This window comes from Helicobacter sp. MIT 05-5294 (assembly GCF_000765675.1).
Classification (GTDB): domain Bacteria; phylum Campylobacterota; class Campylobacteria; order Campylobacterales; family Helicobacteraceae; genus Helicobacter_D.
On record NZ_JRPA02000006.1, the window covers coordinates 1 to 19,971 of the forward strand.

20 protein-coding genes are annotated in these 19,971 nt (G+C 38.5%); 15 read left to right on the forward strand and 5 right to left on the reverse strand.

From position 1 onward, the window contains the following. Nucleotides 1-203: 203 nt before the first annotated feature. Nucleotides 204-413, reverse strand: coding sequence for a hypothetical protein (locus LS69_RS04165; protein WP_138122451.1), 210 nt, complete (start codon nucleotides 411-413; stop codon nucleotides 204-206). Between the two features lie 18 nt (nucleotides 414-431). On the opposite strand from LS69_RS04165, the gene LS69_RS04170 reads away from it, so the two are divergent. From LS69_RS04170 to LS69_RS04205, 8 genes are all read left to right on the forward strand, one after another. Continuing rightward, nucleotides 432-2,135 carry an ABC transporter ATP-binding protein gene (locus LS69_RS04170; protein ID WP_138122453.1) on the forward strand — a complete coding sequence of 568 codons (1,704 nt, stop codon included), beginning with the start codon at nucleotides 432-434 and terminating at the stop codon, nucleotides 2,133-2,135. A 53-nt stretch (nucleotides 2,136-2,188) separates the two neighbouring features. Beyond that, the gene (locus LS69_RS04175; protein WP_138122455.1) at nucleotides 2,189-3,184 is read left to right on the forward strand and encodes a glycosyltransferase family 2 protein; all 996 of its coding nucleotides are present in this window, start codon (nucleotides 2,189-2,191) and stop codon (nucleotides 3,182-3,184) included. Between the two features lies 1 nt (nucleotide 3,185). Further along, entirely contained in the window at nucleotides 3,186-4,373 is a 1,188-nt protein-coding gene (locus LS69_RS04180; RefSeq protein WP_138122457.1) for a glycosyltransferase, read from the forward strand. A gap of 12 nt (nucleotides 4,374-4,385) precedes the next feature. Next, entirely contained in the window at nucleotides 4,386-5,573 is a 1,188-nt protein-coding gene (locus LS69_RS04185) for a glycosyltransferase (protein WP_138122459.1), read from the forward strand. A gap of 11 nt (nucleotides 5,574-5,584) precedes the next feature. Continuing rightward, entirely contained in the window at nucleotides 5,585-6,043 is a 459-nt protein-coding gene (locus LS69_RS04190; protein WP_138122461.1) for a class I SAM-dependent methyltransferase, read from the forward strand. 53 nt (nucleotides 6,044-6,096) lie between these two features. Further along, entirely contained in the window at nucleotides 6,097-7,071 is a 975-nt protein-coding gene (locus LS69_RS04195; protein WP_194145403.1) for a methyltransferase regulatory domain-containing protein, read from the forward strand. Between the two features lie 89 nt (nucleotides 7,072-7,160). Then, on the forward strand, nucleotides 7,161-8,297 hold the full coding sequence (locus LS69_RS04200) for an alpha/beta hydrolase (protein WP_238699133.1): 1,137 nt from the start codon (nucleotides 7,161-7,163) through the stop codon (nucleotides 8,295-8,297). 235 nt (nucleotides 8,298-8,532) lie between these two features. After that, nucleotides 8,533-9,393: an aldo/keto reductase gene (locus LS69_RS04205; RefSeq protein WP_138122649.1), complete on the forward strand. Its 861-nt coding sequence runs from the start codon at nucleotides 8,533-8,535 to the stop codon at nucleotides 9,391-9,393. 508 nt (nucleotides 9,394-9,901) lie between these two features. Here LS69_RS04205 and LS69_RS04215 read toward each other — a convergent pair. Genes LS69_RS04215 through LS69_RS04230 form a run of 4 tightly spaced genes read right to left on the reverse strand, consistent with a single transcriptional unit; the run spans nucleotide 9,902 to nucleotide 14,313 of the window. Next, on the reverse strand, nucleotides 9,902-10,465 hold the full coding sequence (locus LS69_RS04215; RefSeq protein ID WP_138122465.1) for an aminodeoxychorismate/anthranilate synthase component II: 564 nt from the start codon (nucleotides 10,463-10,465) through the stop codon (nucleotides 9,902-9,904). Beyond that, the gene (locus LS69_RS04220; RefSeq protein WP_138122467.1) at nucleotides 10,443-12,221 is read right to left on the reverse strand and encodes a bifunctional anthranilate synthase component I family protein/aminotransferase class IV; all 1,779 of its coding nucleotides are present in this window, start codon (nucleotides 12,219-12,221) and stop codon (nucleotides 10,443-10,445) included. The genes LS69_RS04215 and LS69_RS04220 overlap by 23 nt, the downstream gene beginning before the upstream one ends. Nucleotides 12,222-12,229: 8 nt before the next feature. Continuing rightward, nucleotides 12,230-13,555, reverse strand: a complete 1,326-nt coding sequence (locus LS69_RS04225) for an MATE family efflux transporter (protein WP_138122469.1) — start codon at nucleotides 13,553-13,555, stop codon at nucleotides 12,230-12,232. A gap of 29 nt (nucleotides 13,556-13,584) precedes the next feature. Then, a complete protein-coding gene (locus LS69_RS04230) occupies nucleotides 13,585-14,313 on the reverse strand; it encodes a DNA alkylation repair protein (RefSeq protein ID WP_138122471.1) in 729 nt (242 codons plus the stop codon). Nucleotides 14,314-14,561: 248 nt separating this feature from the next. Between LS69_RS04230 and LS69_RS04235 the strand changes: the two genes are divergently transcribed. From LS69_RS04235 to LS69_RS04265, 7 genes are all read left to right on the forward strand, one after another. After that, the gene (locus LS69_RS04235) at nucleotides 14,562-15,539 is read left to right on the forward strand and encodes an aldo/keto reductase (RefSeq protein WP_138122473.1); all 978 of its coding nucleotides are present in this window, start codon (nucleotides 14,562-14,564) and stop codon (nucleotides 15,537-15,539) included. A gap of 55 nt (nucleotides 15,540-15,594) precedes the next feature. Continuing rightward, nucleotides 15,595-16,032 carry an EVE domain-containing protein gene (locus LS69_RS04240; RefSeq protein WP_138122475.1) on the forward strand — a complete coding sequence of 146 codons (438 nt, stop codon included), beginning with the start codon at nucleotides 15,595-15,597 and terminating at the stop codon, nucleotides 16,030-16,032. Continuing rightward, complete coding sequence (locus LS69_RS04245; RefSeq protein WP_138122477.1) at nucleotides 16,022-16,279, forward strand: zinc ribbon domain-containing protein; 258 nt, start codon at nucleotides 16,022-16,024, stop codon at nucleotides 16,277-16,279. The genes LS69_RS04240 and LS69_RS04245 overlap by 11 nt, the downstream gene beginning before the upstream one ends. Nucleotides 16,280-16,308: 29 nt before the next feature. Next, a complete protein-coding gene (locus LS69_RS04250; protein WP_138122479.1) occupies nucleotides 16,309-17,091 on the forward strand; it encodes a type II restriction endonuclease in 783 nt (260 codons plus the stop codon). Continuing rightward, nucleotides 17,088-18,008 carry a Dam family site-specific DNA-(adenine-N6)-methyltransferase gene (locus LS69_RS04255; RefSeq protein ID WP_138122481.1) on the forward strand — a complete coding sequence of 307 codons (921 nt, stop codon included), beginning with the start codon at nucleotides 17,088-17,090 and terminating at the stop codon, nucleotides 18,006-18,008. Before LS69_RS04250 ends, LS69_RS04255 begins: the two co-directional genes overlap by 4 nt. 22 nt (nucleotides 18,009-18,030) lie before the next feature. Further along, entirely contained in the window at nucleotides 18,031-19,209 is a 1,179-nt protein-coding gene (locus tag LS69_RS04260) for a PLP-dependent aminotransferase family protein (protein ID WP_138122483.1), read from the forward strand. A gap of 62 nt (nucleotides 19,210-19,271) precedes the next feature. After that, nucleotides 19,272-19,910: a LysE family transporter gene (locus LS69_RS04265; RefSeq protein ID WP_138122485.1), complete on the forward strand. Its 639-nt coding sequence runs from the start codon at nucleotides 19,272-19,274 to the stop codon at nucleotides 19,908-19,910. Nucleotides 19,911-19,971: the final 61 nt, after the last annotated feature.

Sequence of the window (19,971 nt, forward strand, 5' to 3'; positions counted from 1 at the left end):
GAAGTTTTAAAGAAACCCAAACTACAAGAAGTCTTTAAGGCTTTATCTTTATCTTTCTCATTGCCAAGCCCTTATAAAGGGCTGTGGCAATCTATAATCTAAAACAACCTGCGATTCTACTACTTCTGTCATTGCGAACGAAGTATGGTGTGCAATTTGTGAAACAAATTTCACCCGCACTATGCAAATCTATAATAATGCGCTTAAGAGGATTTTATAATGGAATCCTTAATGACGAGATTTAAGATTATGGATTGCTTCGCGCCCCTCAATGATGCAATGACAGAATCAGTAGCGCAAAATACAATGTGGAATCCTGCAAGGGCGCAGTGGTAGATTCTTTGGTTGCTTACATTATCAAATTCCATTTCTTTAGATTCTACATTTAAGACAAAAATAGTAAAATAACGCATTTAATTCCTAAGGCTTTTATGTTTAACAAACTCAAATCCATTCTTTCATCTCACGACCAACACTACATTTATGGATTGCTTTTGCTTTCATTCGTCGTGTCAATGGTAGAATTAGTCGGAATCTCTGCAATTGCTCCATTTATCGCCATAGCAAGTGATTTTAGCCTGATTGAAAGCAAACCTTATTTTGCTTTTGCCTATCAAATGCTACATTTAAATTCTCCCTATGAATTTGTGATTTGTTTTGGAATCACGCTTTTATTTTTTTATCTTTTTAGAAGCCTCATTAATCTCTTTTATCAATACCTTTTAGCGCGTTTTACTTTCGGGCGTTATCATCTGATTGTAGAGCGTTTGTTTAGAAACTATTTAGGGATAAACTACGAGGATTTTATCGCCAAAAACACGAGCCATTTAACCAAAACTATTACGACAGAAGCGCATAATTTCACGATTCTACTCGCGGCATTTTTATTTATGACTTCTGAAATTTTTGTCGTTCTTTTGATTTATGGCACATTGTTGTTTGTGGATTTCAAAATCACACTTGGATTGACGCTTGTTTTAGCGATTTTGGGATTCCTTTTAGCGCGAGGAATCGCAATAAAAATCAAAAAGCAAGGCAAAGAGAAAGAATCGCACCAAAAGGCGTTTTTTGAAACACTTAGTTCTAGCTTTGGGAATTATAAAATCATCAAACTCCAAAGCGATTCCACCTCTATTTGGAACAACTTTTCAGATTATTTATCGGGATATTCTTTGGCAAACATCAAAAACCAAACCTTTTTCCATATCCCGCGTTTGATTCTGGAAGCAGTCGGGTTTTGTTTGATGATTCTAGTTGTCTTGATTTTATTTATCCAAAATCCCGAAAATGTAACAAGCTATCTTCCCTTACTTTCTATGTATGTGTTGGCACTTTATCGCCTTTTGCCCTCAATCAATCGCATTTTGGATTCTTATAATCGGATTTTATTTAACTTCCGCTCTTTGGAGATTATTTATCAAGATTTAAACCTACAAGTGCAGGATTTAGGGGAAGAAAAGCTAGATTTCAACGAGCAAATTAGACTAGAAAACCTCCTCTTTAGCTACCAACAAAAAAATGTCTTCCAACAAATCAATCTCACAATCTGCAAAGGAGAAAAAGTCGCATTCATCGGCGAATCTGGTAGTGGAAAAAGCACATTAGTAGATTGTATTATCGGCTTGCTTCACCCAAAAAGTGGCACGATTTGGGTAGATAATGCTAAAATTAACAATTCAAATCTTAAAAGTTGGCGTGCCAAAGTGGGTTATATCCCACAAAGCGTTTATCTTTTTGCCGGAAGCGTGGCAGATAATGTCGCTTTTGGGAGGGAGTTTGATGAAGAAAAAATCGTAGCTTGTTTAAAAAGTGCGAAAATTTATGAATTTTTGCAAACCAAAGAGGGCTTACAGACGCAAGTTGGCGATGGCGGAATCGCACTTAGCGGAGGACAAAAGCAGCGCATAGCCATTGCGCGCGCACTCTATGGAAATCCTGAAATTCTAGTATTAGATGAAGCCACAAGCGCATTAGATTCTGAAGTAGAAGCAAAAATTATGGAAGAAATTTATAAAATTGCGAAAGACAAAACCTTGCTGATTGTCGCGCATCGTTTAAGCACAATCACGCATTGCGATTGCATCTATCGTTTGCGCAATGGAAATTTACAGAGAGTTTGCAGTGCAGAATTGTAGGCATTTAGTTTTTGGGATTTTGACCGATATTACAAACAAAGGGGAAATGGGTAATGGAGAAGTTTAGAGAATTTAACATCAAAGATTTGCCACAAGAATTTAGTCAAAAACTCTTAGATGAGATTCCAGAAAATCCACAATTCCCAAAAGTTAGCGTAATACTAACAACCTGCAATCGTGAATATTTTTTCACCGAATCCATAGAAAGCATTTTGGAGCAAGATTATCCAAACCTAGAAATCATCGTGAGTGATGATGGCTCACAAGATAATACCTTTAATATCGCAAGTGAATACGCAAGAGACAATCCCTTTATCAAAGTCGTGCGCAATGCAAGAGCGCACGGAAGCGCGGGGAATCGTAACAATGGATTAGACTACGCGACAGGGGATCTTTTGTTGCTATTAGATGATGATGATTTGCTGTTTAAAGAGGCAATTTCGCAGATGATAAAGGTTTATTTGCAGTTTGATAAACAATACGGAATCATCATTGCAAACTGCACAAGAAGCGACGATGGCTCATTCTCCGGCAAAGGCTTAGACGAATCGCGCGAGATTAGCTTCCAAGAAGTGCTTTCGGGTCGTTTAGACGGAGAGTTTGTAACTCTGTTTGAACGCAAACTTTTAGGACAAAGACGATTCAACGAAAACCTACAACGCGGCAATATGGGGCTTTTGTGGCTAAAACTCCACAAACAGCGTCCCTGTTATTATATCCATAAGCCTTTGAAGTTTTATAGAATCCACGCGGAATCCCTCACGCAAAGTATGAAATACAAGCCCTTAGAAATGGTCAAAAACTACGAGCAAGACATTTTGCTTTTCTATAAAGAGCGCGTGAAATGCTGTCCTGACCATTTAGCAAGACTTTGCGCAACTGCGGCATTGCTTTATCGGCAAGGAGGGAATCGCAAAAAGGCATTTAAAAAGATTCTGCAAAGCCTAGCAATCCACCCAAACTTACTTGCATTGCAGGTTTTTGCTTGTCTTTTTTTGCCTGTTTCTTGTCTGCCTAAATTAAAAATTCGTCAAAGAGTTGAGAAATAAAATGAAACCAATTAGAATCTTACTAGCTATTCGGTCTTTAAACTTTGGAGGAGCGGAGCGACAATGGGTGCTTCTTGCCAAAGAACTCGCCAAAAATCCTCAAGTAGAATTGCGACTTTGCACACTTTATAGTGGCGGACGCTTAGAATATGAAATCGTAGGGATTCCACATATTTGCCTCCACAAAAAAGGACGCAAAGATATTGGATTCTTATTCCGCTATCGCAAAGTCATCAAGGATTTTCGTCCGCAATGTATTTATGCTTTTATGCCAGAAATGAATGTTTTTAGCCTATTTTGTGGCGCATTTTTGGGTGCAAAGGTCATTTTTGGATTCCGCTCAAGCGCGATTGAACTTAACAATCTTGGATTTGCCTCCAAGCTTTATTTTTATACCCAAAAACTCTTCAGTCACTTTGCAGCTGCGATTATTTGCAATTCCCAAGATGCACTTGCATTCTACCAATCCAAAGGCTATTATATGAAAAAAGCATTTGTGGTTTATAATGGCATTGATACGCAGCGATTCCACCCGCGCGACACACAACGCATTAAAAATGAGCTTGGAATCGGAGAAAATACCTTTGTTTGTGGAATCTCTGCGCGAATGGATAAAGTCAAAGATTATCCGCTGTTTGCGCAGATTGCAAAAGAATTTTTAGAGTTTGTAGAATCGCAAAATGCGGAGGCAGTTTTCTTTTCTCTTGGAAAATGCGAAGAAAAAATCCTAAAAGATTGTTTGAAGATTTTAGGAGAAAAACACCGCAAAGTGCTATTTTTGGGCGTAAAAAACGATGTAGAAGCCTATTATCCACTATTTGATTGCATTCTTTCCACTTCTTATACAGAGAGTTTTTCAAACTCCATCGCAGAGGGAATGGCGTGCGGTTGTGTGCCTATTGTAAGTGATGTGGGTGAAAGTAAGAAAATTGCGGATTTTGGTCAAGATTCCTATGCCTTTTCTTTCCCACCGCGCGATTCTAAATCTGCGCTAAAGTGCCTAAAATCTCTTTATTTGTTCCACAATTCCAATGGATTAGAATCCCTAAAAACACAAGCGAGAGAGCAGATTATCCAAAAATTTAGCGTGGAATCTATGGTTAGTAAGACGCTTAAAATTCTCTCTTCGCTTAGCAAAGGAGAAAGCTTAGAAATCCTCAAAATAGAATTGCAAGAAACGCAATCCTAGCCACAAAACTCAATGAAACTCGTTGTCTTGCTTTATTCTTTGGGCGCGGGAGGAGCGGAGCGAATCACCTCGCTTTTGCTAGAAAATCTAGCAAAAGAGTGCGAAATCACGCTTGTTTTGTTAGAAGATATTAGCAACTACCCCCTAGCCAAAGATGTGAAAAAAATCATCTTAGGGCATAATAAAACGCAAGAAAGCGGATTTAAAAAGCTTTTAAAGATTCCTCTACTTGCGCTAAAATACCACAAAATCATTCAAGATTGTGAAGTTTCTCTCTCTTTAATGACGCGCCCAAATTACATTAATATCTTAGCAGGTTTGCTATGCAGAATCTCGCGCAAAGCCCCAAAGATTTTAATTTCTGAACGCAGTTTGCCAAGTCTGCAATATGGCTATCCAACCCTTGCTTCTAAAATCAATCGTTTTCTTATTTCCCTGCTTTACAACAAAGCAGACAAGATTAGCGCAAACTCTCCGAAAAATCTCCAAGATTTGGTGCGCAACTTTGGAATCAAGCGCGAAAAAACCACCTTGCTTTTGAATTTCTTTGATTTACAAAAGATTACCACACAAAGCGCGGAAGAATCAGAATTTAAACAAAAGATTCTAGCCAAAAAAGCGCAAGGAAGATTCATTTTTATCAGCATTGGGAGATTAGATATTGGCAAAAACCACCGCCTCTTGATTGATTGTATGCGAGAATTTAAAGAAGTCGCGGATTTGTTTATCATCGGCGAGGGTGCACTCCAAAATACACTTCAAGCGCAGATTCAAACGCTTAGGCTAGAATCCTGTGTGCATTTGTTAGGGCGCACTCCAAACCCTTACGCACCTCTAAGTGTCGCGGATTGCTTCGTGTTTGCCTCTAACCATGAGGGATTCCCCAATGTGCTAGTAGAATCCCTAGCACTTGGGATTCCAATCATTACGACAGATTGCGCACCGCGCGAGATTTTAGCCCCAAAGGGTGAATTTATAGACGCACAAAAACATTGTGAAATCTGCAAAGGTGGCGTTATCGTCCCGCTTGAAGAGAGGGATTCTTTTGTATTTGCTATGCGTTTTCTTTTCGCACAACCTAAGTTTTTTGCTAAGGATTCTTTACAATCTCAAGCGCAGATTTTTTCCCTTAGCACACAACTTCCAAACTACAAACAATGGATTTTTGGGTGTCAGAAAAAGATTGATGCAATAAATTAAAGGGCAAAAAAATGCAAAACAACAATATACAAAGCGATGGATACGCGACAGAATTAGAATATGTTGATGATTTTAATGCCGCGCTAAATCCTTTATGGATAGATTTTTCTTTAGATATTGCAGGAATCCAAAGACGCAAAAGGAGTGCGGATTCTGACTTTAGCTACCTTGAATTGGGGTTTGGTATGGGCAATAGCTTCACACTCCACGCAAGTGGAAGCGAGGGAGAGTTTGTCGGAAACGACTTGATTCCCGCGCATTGCCAACACGCTTTAAAATTCATCACCGCTTCAAATTCCAATGCAAAGGCTTTTAAAGAAAGTTTTAAGCAATTTAAAGAGCGTTGCACCCTTTTAAATCGCAAGTTTGATTATATCGTCTTGCATGGGGTTTGGAGCTGGATTAGCAAGGAAAATCAAAAAGTCATTGCGGAAATTATTGAAGGCTTTTTAGCGGGGGGGGGGCGGTAGTTGTTAGCTACAATTGCTTTCCGGGCTGGGAGGGAAAATACTCCATACGGCATTTGCTAAAGCTTCTAGAATCCCAAGCAAATGGCAATCAAAGCGAAAGAATTGAAGCAAGTATCGCGCAAGTGCAGAATCTCTTTGCTTCAGATTCTTTATATGTGAGCGATAATCCCCGCGCACAAGAAATCAGCAAAGAACTCCAAACAAGGGAAATAAATTACTTATGCCACGAGTTTTTTAATCAAGATTGGCATTGCTTGTTTTTTAGCCAAATGGCAGAGATTATGCACAAAATAGGCTGTGAATTTGCATGTAGCGCAAAGCTCATGTGGCATTTTGACCCTTTAGCGTTTAACACGCAACAAAACAAAATCCTCTCCACGCTTGTAGATTCTACCTTACAAGAACAATTCAAAGATTTTTTCTTAAACGAATCCTTTAGAATGGATATTTTTGTAAAAAATTATGAGAGAATGCCGAAAGAATTGCGCGATGAAAACCTTTTACACACTTCTTTTGTGCTGCTTAAACCCCCCTTTGGATTCCAAAGCTCCAAAGACACGCCACAGCCATTTCAAGAATTTTGCCAAAGAATTTTAGAGTTTTTCGCACAAGATTCCTATGCCCCAAAGACACTTCAAGCTTTGGTGGAATCCTTTGGCGTTGGGATAGAAGTTTTATTGCCGATTCTTTGTGCGATGATAACGCAAGGATTCTTACACCCCACAAAACCCATTACACCCAAAATCAAAGCGCAGACAAAAGCGCATAATGCCGTGCTTTTTGACCAACCCAAACAGAAAGGCACGAGGCGATTCCTCGCGACGCCTTTAATTGGCGGAGGAATTTATTTAGACGAAATCCTTTGGATTTGCCTTAAAGCCTACACAAAAGGAATCTTAGACAAAGAATCTCTAATGGAATTTTTACATGCAGAGATTCCAAAGGTAACACATGAGCGTTTAGAGGAATGCGCCCATGAGTTTTTACAAACCAAAGCACTCTATCAAACACTTGGAATCTTAGATTAAATTTTGTGGAATCTAATTCCGCCTCTTGACAAACACTTGGTGGAATGCTTTATAATTTCTTGATAAAAATCATTTCTAAGGAGTATTCAATGAAAAATCGCAGGAAATTTTTAGTAAAGTCTTTGGCTTTAGGTGGTGGAATCTTGGCTTTAAGCCCAATGCTCAATGCTTCTCAAAGCCCCAAAAACGCACAAAATACAAAAATCCCCATTGCCAATACAAGCCAAGAAGCAGCAAGAAATGCGGCGAAGAATCCCTTTGGATTGGTATATAAAAATGCACTTAGCAAAAACGAAAAAGGCAAAGTGCAGATTCAAAGCGTTAATTATGAAAGCAGAGGCTTGAAAATCAAAGCAAATGCCTATACGCCGCCAAGCTTTAATCTTGAGCAAAAATTCCCCGCTATTGTCGTAGCGCACCCCAATGGAGGCGTGAAAGAACAAGTCGCGGGGCTTTATGCACAGAATCTTGCCGAACTAGGATATATCACACTTGCTTTTGACGCAGCTTATCAAGGGGCAAGCGGAGGGATTCCGCGCAATATAGACACGCCTTATCATCGCACAGAGGATATTTATGCCGCACTTGATTTTCTCTCTAAATTTCAAGGTGTGGATAAAGAAAGATTAGGCATCTTAGGGATTTGCGGGGGTGGAGGCTACACGCTTAATGCTGCAAAAGCCGACAAAAGGCTTAAGGCTGTGGCAACTCTAAGTATGTTTAACACCGGTCGTGTGCGCAGAAATGGGTTTTTAGACGCAGACAAAGAAAATATCCAAACACGCCTAACACAAGCAAGTCAAGCAAGACAAAAGGAATCCCTAACAGGAGAAATAAGCTACACAGGTAGTGCGCCCAAAAAACTAAGTGAGGAGGAGTTAAACAAGATTCCTGCAGGTTTGTATCGCGAGGGACGCATTTATTATAGCGATACACACGCACACCCTAATTCAACTTCCCGCTTCACCACAAGCTCTTTGTCAGAATTAATCCCTTTTGACGCGACTAACCAAATAGAGTTAATCAACGCGCCTTTGCTTTTGATAGTAGGCGATAAAGCTGATACTGCTTATATGAGTGAAGAGGCGTTCAAAAAGGCAAATGGCGCGAAAAATAAGGAGATTTTCAAGCTCAAGGATTCTACGCATATTCAAACCTATTATGAACCCAGAATCGTGCAAGAAGCACTCAAAAAACTAGAGGCGTTTTACAAGGAGAATTTATAAGAATCCGCCCACGAAAATCAACCAAAATCTAAGGAAACCTATGGACAAACACAGGCGAAAGATTCTCAAAAATAGCGCGATTTTGGGCGTTGCAGGAGGGTTGGCTAGCGTTTCTACTATCTTTGGATTACAAGGTTGCGATAGCAAAGAATCCAAATCCACCACCCAAAAGACCGCAGCAAACAGCGCAAACAGCGCGGATTCTCAAAAACCAACCAACACAAAAGGAGCAACAATGGAATTTGTAACATTCAACAATGGCGTGAAAATGCCAATCTTAGGCTATGGCGTGTATCAGATTGAGCCAAAAGACACGCAAAAGTGCGTAGAAGACGCGATTAGCGTAGGATACAGAAGCATCGACACCGCACAGGCGTATTTCAACGAAGCCGAAGTCGGCGCGGCGATTAAGAATGCGACAAATGGTGGCACAAAACGCGAGGAGCTTTTTATCACCACCAAAGTATGGATTAATAATTTTGAAGAAAGTAAAGCCCTAAAGTCAATTGAAGAGAGCCTCAAAAAATTGCAAGTGGATTACTTGGATTTGCTGCTGTTGCACCAACCCTTTGGCGACACCTATGGCGCGTGGCGCGCGATGAGCAGATTCTATCAAGAAGGCAGAATCAAAGCACTTGGCGTGAGCAACTTCTACCCCGATAGACTTGTTGATTTTTATCTCAATAATGAGATTAAACCCGCGCTCAATCAGATTGAATGCAACCCCTTGCACGCGCAGTTTGAGGCGCAAAAGGTGTTGCAAGAATATGGTGTAGCGATGCAATCATGGGCGCCTTTTGGCGAGGGGCGTAATAATATGTTTAGCAACCCCACGCTTGAACAGATTGGCAAAAAATATGGCAAGAGCGTTGCGCAGGTGATTTTGCGGTGGCAGATTCAAAGAGGCATTATCGCTATCCCCAAAACCACGCGCAAAGAAAGAATGATTGAAAACATCTCAGTGTTTGACTTTGCGCTAACAGACGCAGATATGCAAAGCATTGCGGGGCTTGATGATAAGCAAAGTTTGTTCTTTAACCACCAAGACCCCAAAATGGTAAAATGGCTGATTGAGGTGCATAAGGATAAGTTTTAGGGAAAACGACAGATTTTGTCGCCACAAAAAGCAAAGGAATGATTAATATCACCCGCATTTCTGGGCTTTTGTGGTACAAAAACCAAGCTCTAAAAGCCTGATGTGTTCTAGGGCATCTTTATGGAATCCTTGTAAAACTTTTTGATTCCATAATATGCCCATACGCCTTTTCTTTGCAGCTAAAAGTTTTTGCAAATCACACACGCAAAGCATTGCTTCTTGAGAATGCAGTAGCAAAAATGCAAGAATCTTTATGCGGCTTTCATCGTTGATTGCCTCTATAATTTTAAAAAATCTTCGATAGTTTGCATTGTTTCTCTTTTGTATTTTTTATGACGCAAAAGGGCAGCAAAAACGCATTGCACCCAAATATTACCTTGAGCTAGCTTGAGAAGCCCCTTGAATGCAGGTATTTTTGGATTGTTGCAAAAAAATGCGATTGAGGCAGCCCAACAACACATTGAGTATAAGAAACAAGGCTAATAGCTCGAAACTTTGCTTAAACAAACTAAAGTTCCATAAAATTTTTTAAAATCTTTTTGCCCTTTTGGCTCAAAATGGCTTCAGGGTGAAATTGCACACCATAGATAGGAAGCTTTTTGTGTCGTAATGCCATTACAATGCCTTGCTTGTTTTTAGATAAAACCTTTAGTTCTTTGGGCATTGTTTTGACATATAAAGAATGATACAAACAAACGCGAGTTTTGCGAATCTTTTTAAAAAGTTTGTCTTTTTTAAATTTTAAAACACTTGTTTTTCCATGCGTTGGGTGCTTGAGCTTGGCAATTTTTGCACCAAATGCAAAAGCAATACACTGATGCCCCAGACAAATACCTAGAATCTTTTTCTGATTTTTAAAATGCTTGATTGCCTTGAGGCTAAGTCCTGATTGTTTAGGAGAATGAGGACCCGGAGAGATGATAAGATGAGAAAACGCAAATCTTTCAAGCTCTTTAGCATTGCTAAACGAATCATTTTGAATAATTGTGCATTGATAACCAAGCTCTTTGAGATAATAGACCAGCTCATAACTAAACGAATCGTAATTATCAATCAATAGAATCTTCTTCATTCAAAACAACCTTTTTTGCTCCACGCACAGAATTGATACAATAAATCTCACGCGCATTTTGTAAGTCTTCTTTAAAAAGCACTTTTTCTTTGATAAGCCCCAAATCAAGCAAAAATTGCCGATAGATTCCATTCAGCAAACCGCTCTGCAAGGCGGGTGTGAAAAATTCATCTCCCTGTCTCAACACAATATTTGACCTTGTTCCCTCGCAAAGTTCGTTATTGTTGTTCAAAAATGCTATGTCATAGCATAAATTTTGCTCCCATTTAAAGCTTTGTTCTTGATAGATTTTTCGTAAAGAGCTTTTATAAAATAACTTATCATTGATTTGAAGTGGGGTATTGCTTAGAAGCAAAATATCACTCAAGCTGTCTTTTGGGGGGTAAAAATGAAAGCTTAATGTGCCATTTTTGTGGAGAATCATTTTTAGGATTCTATTACCCTTTTTATCACTTTTAAAAGGATACAACAAAGCATTTTGACAAGAAAAAAGCTGATGATTAAGCTCAAAAAAAGATAGATTTTGCAAAGTCTCTAAAGCGGAAGATTCTCTATCTAAATAGGGTTTTAATCTATCTGTCTTAAAACCAAGCTTCAAAGCAGAATCAGCAAGCCTTTGTAGGTGTTCTTTAAAAAATAAAACAAAACCATTCTTATAAAACATTGTTTCAAAAAGATAAAAATCTTTTGGTTTTAGAATCTTAGCTTTAAGCTTGAGTTCTTTAAACTCTTGCTTTTGGCTACTTTGCCAAACCAAACCGCTACCAACGCCATAATGATACAGCGCATTTCTTTTTTCAAGTGTGCGTATGGCAACACTAAATGTGCTTTTGTTTTTATGAATCACGCCAATAGCCCCACAATAGATTCCCCTATTTTTGCCTTCTAACTTTTCTATCAGCTTGATTGTTTCAATCTTTGGAGCTCCTGTGATAGAACCACACGGAAAAAGAGCAGCAAAAATATCATAAAAAGAAACTTTCTTTTTGAGCTTTCCTTGCACACACGAAAACATTTGATGGAGGCTCGGGTAAGTTTTGAGTTTAAAAAGTTTAACTTTTTGGCTGTGTTTTTTAATCAGCTTTGAAATATCGTTGCGCAACAAATCGACAATCATCACATTTTCGCTTAAATTTTTGCTATCTTTTCGTAGAAAATTTTTATTCTTTTCATCTTGCCGGGGGTCTTTTGCCCTTTTAATCGTGCCTTTCATAGGCTTTGTGATGATTTTATTTTTATGTGTTTTAAAAAATAATTCGGGCGAAAAAGATAGAATCTCTAAAACATCACTTTTCAAATAAGCCCTGAATTTGGTATTTTGCCTTTGCAGCAAAAGATGAAACAAACTAAAAGAATCAAGCTTTGTTTGAAAGCTAATTTTTTGGGTCAGATTCACCTGATAGCTTTGCCCTTTTGCAATCGCGTCTTTAACGCTTTTGAAGTTTTTAGCATAAAGGGATTTATCGAGCAAATGTGTAAAGCTTGGGATAAAATCCTCCTCATCAACTTCCAAAGGCTTAAAAATCTTTCGCTGTTTAAACGCATAAAAAACGCAATAAGCTTCTTTGCTTTGATACTTTGAATCGTGTAAATAATGATAAAATTCATACTGCAAAAAACCCACAAAAAAGTATTCCTTTTTGTATTGCTCTATGAATCTAAAAACTTCTTTGCTTTGGCTTTGGTTATATGCTTTTAAAGTTTTTTGCAATTCATAATATAAAAACTTGCCAAAAACACAAAAATCGTTTGCCATTGTTCCTCTCAAGATTGCGTGCTTGCAAAAGACTTTTTGATAAAAATAATGCTCAAAACCACGCACAAACATTCCGCCACAAAAGCGGTGAGAAAAATACCCTTTAAGCCCCAAAAATAAGACAGACTAAAAATAAGCACCAAAGGAATCAAAAGATTTTGAGACAAACTCAAGATGAGCGAAAAAGTGGGCTTGTTGATAGCGGTTAGAAGCGAGCTTGTAGAGAGATTAAACCAAGTAATCAGATAATTCAGCGCATAGAGCAAAAGCGCAAAAGAGGCGAGATTGAGCAAATCTTCATCACTTTTTTGTGCAAAAAACTGCACGAGTTCATCGCTAAAAGCCATACAGAGCGCAAAAACAAACAAACAAAAGATAAAAGCTGCCGCAAAGGTATGCACAATCAAAGATTTTAGCCTTGCGGTATCTTTTTTTGCATAATTAAAACCAAGTGCAGGTTGGATTCCTTCATTCAAACTCATCAAAAGCAAAATCACAAAAGTATCGATATACGACACAATACTAAAAGCCGCTACACCCACAGCACCAGCGGTTTTTAGCAAAAGTGCATTTGCAAAAAGAGCATAGGTTGAACCCGAAATATTGCCAAAAAATTCACTGCTGCCGTTATAAAAAATATTCCATAAAATTTTAAAATTCAATAATACTTTAGAAAATTTCAGCTGCAAGTCCATAAACAAAAAGGGCAAGAACCCAAAAAGTGTTGCAAGGCTAAATCCAATACAAGTCGCGAGTGCAGCAGAGTAAAGCCCTAAGCCAAACTCTACAATAAAAAGATAATCCAAACCAATATTTGTCAGAGCCAAAACCACATTGATAAACATTGTGTAAATGTTTTTTCCACAGATTCGCAAGAATATATCTAGCGCAAAATAGAGAGAGATAAAAGGCATAAAGTATAAAAATACTCTGCTAAAATTTAGCGCAGATTCTTTAAGAGAATCGTGTGCATTCACAAACCCCAAAAGCAAGGGTGTAAGAAAATAAAATATCACACTCATCACCAAAGCAATGACAAAAATCACAACCAAAGAGGTGCTAAAAATAATCCTCGCTTCTTTGATTTTTTCTTTGCCAAGTCGCATCGAGATTTGCACCCCAGCACCCACCGCGACCATATCGCTAAGCGCAAAAGACATCGCGATAAAAGGCATTACAAGCCCCATAGCCGCAAGAGCTTCTGTGCCTAAGAACTTGCCGACAAAGATTCCATCAACGATGAAATAAACAGAGAGTAAAACCGCCCCGACCATATTGGGCAAAGAGCAGCGCAAAAGCAGATAGAGTGGAGATTTAAGATAGAGATTTGTCATTGTTTTGTCTTAGATTCTAAGTTTTTTGCTTATTTTTGGTTTCTTCTTGCGTGTTTGATAATCCACATTTGCGCTTTGCTATTGCCTGATTTTTCCCATTGTGCAATAATATAATCTGCCTTATCTGGTGCATCTTTATATAAATCATTCAGGTTATTCCCCACGCTTTTTTGCACAAACTTTTCAGAATCATCTTTAAGATTTGTAAGCAAAGTTGTGTATTTTTCAAACTCATCTAATGCAACAAATAATTTTTGTGACCAAGGGAGGCGGATTCTCACACCCTCGCTTGCAAGCCGCCGCACATGCACATTAGAATCCAAACTCCATTGAATAAGCTCGTCCATCACCTCTTTTGGATGTTCTTTAAGCAAAGGGCGAATCGCATATTCACCGGTAAATCGTTTCGTTAGCTCTTTACAAAATGCAAGCGACAAACGCCAATTTTCATTCCCACACCGCTCCACATATCTGCCAATAGGCCACAGCCACCAACCAAACTGAAACATTCCTTCACTCTTGCTTAACTCTTCTCCAAGAATCTTAAAAAATGCCTCAATATTTTTAGAATAATCATCACTCATACTCTTTTGCATTGCATCAACAATACAATCAAATCGTGCAAAAAGCTCTTTATCATCTAGCTTGCCAAGCAGAGAATCTACAAAAGTTTTTGCCTCAAATTCGGGCATTACCGCAAGGATTTTTTGCGACAAATCAAGAATATATGTATCATTATAATGCTCTTTGTGTTTCATCGGTTTCCTCTAAGTTTTTTGCATTATAGCATGATTTGGCTCTGCGCACACTTTTTGCCCTTGACAAACACCTAGTGGAATACTTTATAATGCCCATTGCATTTAAAAACAAGGAGCAAAAAATGAAAAATCGCCGTGAGTTTTTGCAAGATTCACTTGCATTTGGAGTGCTTAGCACAGCGATTTTATAGGGGTTTGCGGGCAATGCGTTCGCAGATTCTAACACCACAAACACAAAAGGAGCAACGATGAAAAATGTGCAACTAGGAAACCTCAAAGTCAGCCAGCTTGGGCTTGGTTGTATGGGTATGAGCTATGGCTATGGACAGCCAAAAGACGAAAACGAGATGATTGCGCTCATTCACAAAGCGCACGATTTGGGCGTTACATTCTTTGACACCGCCGAAGTCTATGGTCCCTACACCAACGAAACGCTTGTTGGCAAGGCGCTTAAGCCCTTTCGCGACAAGGTCGTTCTTGCAACCAAATTTGGAATCCGCATCGAGAACGGCAAGCAGATTGTCGATAGCAACTTGCAACAGATTCGCCGCTCGCTCGAGGGCAGCCTAACGCGGTTGCAGACAGATTGTGTCGATTTATATTACCAACACCGAGTCGACCCCAAAGTCCCGCCGACAGAGGTTGCCGCTTTGATGCAAGAGTTTGTCAAAGAGGGCAAGATTAAAGCGTGGGGAATGAGCGAAGCGGGGGTTGAGAGCATTAAAAAAGCACATTCTGTGTTTCCGCTTGCCGCGGTGCAGAGCGAATATTCGATGTGGTGGCGCGAGCCAGAAAAGGAGCTTTTAGGGCTTTTAGAATCGCTTGGTATCGGCTTTGTGCCATTTTCGCCGCTTGGCAAGGGCTTTTTGGCAGGCAAGTTTAATGCCGATTCAACCTTTGCCAAAGATGATTTTCGCAGCACCGTGCCGCGGTTTGAAAAAGAAAATTTGCAGGCAAATATGGCTTTGGTTGAGCAAATCCGCGCGATTGCGGCGCAAAAGAACGCGACACCCGCACAGATTGCCCTTGCTTGGGTGTGTGCGCAAAAGCCCTTTATCGCTCCCATTTTTGGCACGACAAATGGAAGTAGATTGGTTGAGAATCTGCAATCTCTCACACTCACGCTTAATGCGCAAGATTTGCAACAAATCAATACCGCACTTGCAAAGATTCCAATTAGGGGCGAACGATACAGCGGCGAGGCAGCAAAACGCGTGGGGAAATAGCGCGCGTTGGTTGCCCAAACAGGGGCAAAATATGGTATAATGGGAGGCTAAATAAATGCGAGAAGGGGGAGCGGTGCGGTATTTTGTCGGCGTGGCGTCAAAAAATCATATCGAGATAGGTTGTGCGGGTGGATTTTGTCAGCTTTGCCACGGCAAGAGCGCGCCGCTTAAACGCATGAAACAAGGCGATAGGATTATTTATTATAGTCCAAAACTTTGCTTGGATTCTAAAGAACCCTATCAACAATTTACAGCTTTGGGGACAATCGCCGATGAAAATGTATATCAGGTTGAGATGTTTCAAGGGTTTTTTCCATTTCGGCGCAATGTTGTTTGGGACGAAATTATGCGCGAATGCCCGCTTAGCGTTGCAAAGACGCATTGTAAATGGAAAAACTATGCGCCAAAGTTGCGCTTTGGGCATTTTGAGGTCTCTCTTAACTTTTTTGGGTTTTTAGCAGAATATATGACAAAGGATTTTTATGAATCATAAAATATGTCAAAGTTGCGGTATGCCCATAACTTCAGAGGAACAATTAGGAACAAATCAAGACGGAAGCGTTAATCTTGATTATTGCAAATATTGTTATGAAAATGGCGAATTTATAGACAAAGTATCGATGCAGGAGTATATACAAATGTGTTCTTTATATGGCGCACAAGCAGGAATGACAAATGAACAAATGAAACAATATTGCGCTCAATTATTCCCAACATTAAAAAGATGGCGGGAGATATGAAAAGAGTTGAGGTTTGAACAGGAATAGGCATGGATAAGCAAAACTTTATAGAAAATTTTAGAGCTTTTCTTGGTATTCTTCAGGGCAATATTTGTCAAAATAATACAGAGTGGAAAGTAAAAGGCTTTATTGATAGTGAAAAAAATATTTTTAGCCTTTCAAATGATACAAAAGTTATTTCTAAGATTTTAGAGATTCATATTTTTCCTTATATTTTAGAATTTGCAAATGCAAATGCCTTTGACATTGTTTTGCCTAATCACCAAAATTACTATCCAGATTTATCATTTGTATTGAAGCAAGATTCTAAAATAAAATTTGCAGTGGATTTAAAAACTACCTATCGTAATGAAAATAATCCTACACTCTGCAATGGTTTCACACTTGGTTCTCATGGTGAATATTTTAGAAATCGAGAATCTAATAAAAACATACAATTTCCCTATAAAGACTATCTGGGGCATTTTTGTTTAGGTATTATTTATGATAGAGTATTGGTTAATGAATTAAGACAATATACATTGAATGATTTAGATAAAATTCAATCTGTCATTACAAATCTCACCCTATTTTTTGCAGAAAAATATAAAATTGCAAGCGATGTAAGCGGAAGTGGAAATACAGCCAATATTGGAAGTATTAAAAATATTGATGCTATCATCAATGAAAAAGGGATATTTGCAGAGTTGGGCGAAGAGATTTTTAATGATTATTGGATCAATTATGGACAGATTAATATAACAGATTCTCATGGTAATATCAAAAAAATCACCAAGCTTGAAGAATATTTAAAATATAGGGGCAAAAAGTGAATATACAAAAAGTCCTTGTTCCTCCACTTAAGATTCAGGGCATTAAAACAAAGCTTGTTTTATCTATCAAAAGTGTCATAGAGTGGGATAACAAGGGAATCTACTTCGAGCCCTTTATGGGAAGTGGTGTTGTTGGTTTTAATATCGCGCCCAATAGAGCTATTTTTAGTGATAATAATCCACATATTATTGCATTTTATCGTGCAATTCAAAATGGAGTTATTACAAAAAATTCTGCAAAATCATACCTTCAATATGAGGGAAATCTTTTGCAACAATATGGGCAAGAACATTACCTAAAAATACGAACAAGATTTAATCAAGAGCATAATCCCTTTGATTTTTTATTTCTTAATCGAAGTTGCTTTAATGGGCTAATGCGATTTAATTCTAAAGGGGCTTTTAATGTCCCATATTGCAAAAAAGATATGCGGTTTTCGCAAAGCTATATTACCAAAATCACCAACCAAATTGATTGGGTAGCAAAACTCATACAAAATAAAGATTATGAATTTAGGGTTTGTGATTTTTCTCAAACTTTGCAACAAGCAAAAGAAAATGATTTTATCTATTGCGACCCGCCTTATATTGATAGATATTCAGACTATTTTAATAGCTGGGATTCATATCAGGAAAAACAACTTTATAACATGCTTTGTGCTACAAAAGCAAAATTTATTCTTTCAACTTGGCATAGCAATCAATACAGACAAAATGAATATATAGAAAACTTTTGGGGGCATTTTCATCATAACATTATTGAACATTTTTACCATTTGGGGGCGAATGAAACCAATCGCCATAGCATTAAAGAAACTTTGGTAAAAAATTATATAATCAAACAAAATATCACAAAAAATATTCCTACCAAACAAATATCATTATTTGAATCAGCGCTTGAAAGAACAACATATTAAAACCCAACCACAGGAGAACACCATGCAAAGCCTTTTATCACAGCGCATTCAAAAGACACCGCCGTCTTTTATCCGCAGTATCTTAAAAACAACGCTTGATTCTAAAACCATCTCTTTTGCGGGTGGGTTGCCAAACCCCATCTCGTTTCCCAAAGAAGAGCTTTTAGATTCTATGCAAAAAATTGTGCATAATTATGGCGATAAAGTCTTTCAATATTCTATCACCGCGGGGATTATTGAATTACGAGAATTTATCGCACATTCTTTTAACCAAAAACATGGCTTAAACCTCACGCACGAAAATGTCCTTATCACCACAGGTTCGCAACAAGCACTTGATTTAATCGGCAAAGTTTTTATCAACGAGGGTGATCATATCATCATCGAAAAGCCAAGTTATTTGGGTGCAATTCAAGCTTTTTATCAATACCAACCCACCTTTTGCCCGGTCGAACTCACCCCAAATGGGCTAGAACCAGAGGACTTAAAAGAAGCCCTAAAAACGCCCACAAAACTTATTTATAGTATTCCAAATTTTCAAAACCCCACCGGCTTGACTTATAGTGCGCAAAACCGCAAAGAGATTTGCGAGATTTTATGCGCACAAAAGCTTGTTTTAGTCGAAGATGACCCATATGGCGCGTTGCGTTTTGAAGGCGAGAGCCTGCCCTATATTGGCATTGACAAGCACCCTTTTAGCCTCGTTCTTGGCACTTTTAGCAAAACTTGTTCGCCCGCAATGCGGCTAGGATTTATTATCTCAAAAAATACCGAGATTCTCAAACAACTAAGTGTTGCAAAAGAAGCAAGCGACTTGCATAGCAATACCTTTGCACAATATCTGATTTGGGATTATCTCAAGCATAATGACTATGAAAAACATATTGCAAAAATTCGCGCTTTATATCAAGCTCAAGCACATGCAATGCTTGAAGCAATGGAGCAATATTTTCCTAAAAATGTCTGTTGGACAAAGCCAGAAGGAGGTATGTTTTTGTGGGTTACATTGCCCAAAAATATAAGCGCGATGCAACTCTTCCCCAAAGCACTAGAACAAAAAGTCGTTTTTGTGCCGGGCGATTGTTTTTATATTAACAGCAAAGACATCAATACAATGCGCTTAAATTATACCAACGCATCTTGCGAGATGATTTATGAGGGGATTAAAAGACTTGGGAATGTGCTAGGCGAAGTGTGCTAGATTAGACATGGATTTTTACAAGAAAATATTAAAATGAGTGCAAAGAATCGATAGGAGATATAATGGACGAATCAGCATTTTTATCATTTTTGCTCTATGCGGTGATTACCGCGATTACGCCCGGACCCAATAATATCCTTGCCCTCAATGCAATGATTAGCTATGAACGCAAAGACGCGAAGATTCTCATTCTTGGAATCTATGTCGGTTTTGCAATTATGATGATTGTATTTGGTTTTGGCAGTGCGATTTTGGGCGCGTTGCTTGAATCTATTAATGATTATTTAAAATATCTATCCGCTTTATATGTGCTGTATATTGCGTATAAAGTTGTGCGCAGCCGCGCGCCTGTGCCGGTGGATTCTAAGCTTGCAGATTCTCAAACAAACGCACAAAAAAATGTAAAATCTACAAATAACAATATTGGCTTCTTTGGCGGAATGGTTTTGCAGTTTGTGAATATCAAAGCTGCATTATATGCAATTACGATTCAAAGTGCGTTTGTGCTGCCTTATCATCAAAATCTTTCGATGAGTGGATTCTTTGTCTTACTTTCAATCATTATCAACTTTGTGGGCATCTTTCTTTGGGTGATTGGCGGGGCGGTTTTTTGCGAATTTTTGCAAAAGTATTATAAGCCGGTGAATTTTACAATGGCATTTTTACTGTTTTTAAGTGCTGTGCAGATTTTGATAGGATAGACTTGCAGCATAGCTTTAATGATAATTTTATAAATTATCCTCCCCCTAGCGCAGATTCCTT